2 protein-coding genes and 2 pseudogenes are annotated in these 1947 nt (G+C 66.2%); 1 reads left to right on the top strand and 3 read right to left on the bottom strand.

All coding sequences use genetic code 11. The annotated features are described in order from the left end of the window. A pseudogene (locus tag A2I95_RS34250) lies at window positions 1-424 on the top strand (DNA repair protein); the annotation flags it as partial. A gap of 238 nt (window positions 425-662) precedes the next feature. Here the strand turns inward: A2I95_RS34250 and A2I95_RS34245 are convergent. From A2I95_RS34245 to tnpB, 3 genes and pseudogenes are all read right to left on the bottom strand, one after another. After that, a complete protein-coding gene (locus A2I95_RS34245) occupies window positions 663-866 on the bottom strand; it encodes a transposase domain-containing protein (protein ID WP_291736981.1) in 204 nt (67 codons plus the stop codon). A 12-nt stretch (window positions 867-878) separates the two neighbouring features. After that, window positions 879-1421: pseudogene (locus A2I95_RS34240) on the bottom strand (transposase); the annotation flags it as partial. 55 nt (window positions 1422-1476) lie between these two features. Then, window positions 1477-1830 (bottom strand): IS66 family insertion sequence element accessory protein TnpB, encoded by a 354-nt coding sequence (gene tnpB, locus A2I95_RS34235; protein ID WP_291736979.1) that lies wholly within the window; start codon window positions 1828-1830, stop codon window positions 1477-1479. Between the last annotated feature and the right edge of the window lie 117 nt (window positions 1831-1947).

Raw genomic sequence — 1947 nt, 5'->3', positions numbered from 1 at the left:
GTCCGAGTTTGACGCGGTGAAGGAGCGGCTGGCCTTTTTGCGCGCCCACCCCGATCTGGCCGGGCTGGAACCGCAGGTGCTGGAGGTGGCATCGCAGATGAGCCAGGTCAGCCACGAGCTGGCAGAGACCTATTCCGACGCCAAGGTGGCCCGTGCCCGGCTGTTTTTGCAGCAGCGGCAGGAGGAGCTGGAGACATTCAAGGCGCGGCTGGAGGATGCCCAGATCGTCATGCATGAGCTGCGCCAGTGGACCCGCGATGTGGATATCGAGGAAAGCATTGCCAAGTCGCATCTGGGCCGGTTGCGCGGCGAGCTGTTCGAACTGCTGCCGGAACTGTCGGCGCAATTGCAAAACCCGCCGGATGGGTCGGATCCGCAGCCCGGCAGCGTCGTGCCAATCCAGCCGCCCCGCCGCGCCGACTGAGGGGGCCCGTCGGCCGGACGCGCGAGGGCAAACACATTGAAGGGGGCTCTGCCCCCCGCCCTTCGGGTCTCGCCCGGAGTATTTTCGACCAGAAAGAAGACTGGATCCATCATTCTTCTGGCCAAAATTCTTCTGGCCCAAAGTATCCCGGAGCGCGAGGCAGAGCCTCGCATTTTCTACGGCAATCTGCGCCAATGGCGCGCTCCCGTTGTAAGCGGTGTTTGCACGTCACCCTGAATCAGCTTGACGGCTGTAAGTTCCAGGGGAGTAACTCGTCGACCCGGCTGGCTGGCTGACCGGCAGCGATGGCTTCGAGGGTTGCCTTGAGGGAGGCGAAGGGCCCGACGCCGTTGATCTTCGCCGCAGCGATGAGCGACGCGACGCGGCCCCAGGCGCGGCCGCCTTCGCCGTGGCCGGCAAAAAGCGCATTTCTCCTCGTCAATGCGATAGGGCGGATCAGGTTCTCAACAGCATTGGAGCCGGTCTCGACGCGACCGTCGCGGAGGGAGGTCTGCAGGCCATTCCATTGGCGGTGGATGCAGGCCAACTTCTCGCCCAGGAGTGGCTTCGACGAGATCCGGCCGCGCTGGAGCTGCAGCCATTGTCTGAACCCGGTCACCAGTGGCACGGTGCGGGCGTGCCGGGCAGAAAGGCGCTGACCAGGACCCATGCTGCGGATCTAACCATCGATGCGGTAGAACTCTGCGATTCGGCGCAAGCCCTCGGCGGCGATCCCCGAGCCGCCGCGGTCGAAGACCTCCTTGAGCTTCCTGCGGGCATGCGCCCAGCAATGCGCGACCGTGATCGGCGCGCCGCCTGTCCGCGAGGGGCGCGTCAGCCGGTTGCAGCCGGTATAGCCGTCTGTCACCCGGCAGGCGCATCCGCAGGATGCTGCCGGGAGGGCAGCTGCAGGATGCCGCCGAAGCCTTGCAGGATTTGGTCCGCGTTCTGCCCGGCACGCCCCGGGGCCTAAGTCAATTGGCGGGGCGCTGGACATGGCCGGATCATACTCTGCTCCGGTCTGCGGCGGGCTGTCTTTCCGTCCCCCCGAGTCACTCTGCCACAGCTGGGCGGCGTGCCTCCAGGGATCGTACCCTCCGCCAGTCCAGCCCGGCAAACAGCGCCTCGGATCGGGCGCGGTTCAAGGTCACCGCCCCGTCGCTGATGGCAGGCCAGGTGAAGCTGCTCTCCTCCAGCCGCTTGCAGGCCATGACCAAGCCACTACCGTCCCAGAACAGGATCTTCATCCTGTCTGCCCGCTTGGCGCGGAACACTAAGACCGCTCCGGTGAACGGATCCTCGGCCAGCGCTGACCGCACAAGCGCGGCCAACCCGTCATGGCCTTTGCGGAAGTCTACCGACTTCGCCGCCACCAGGATCCGGACGCCCTGGGACCACATCGGCATGGCGGGGCCCCGGGCGCATGGACGATCTCGGCGATCCGGGCTGCGGGCGCCAGCTCAATCCTGACTAGGCCCGAGAGGATCCGGATCACCACCGACCAGAATGGCCGAGGCCGCCAC

Source organism: Leisingera sp. F5 (genome assembly GCF_001593695.1).
The sequence above is the reverse complement of the archived record's forward strand: the minus strand, read 5'-3'. Positions and strand labels throughout refer to the sequence as shown.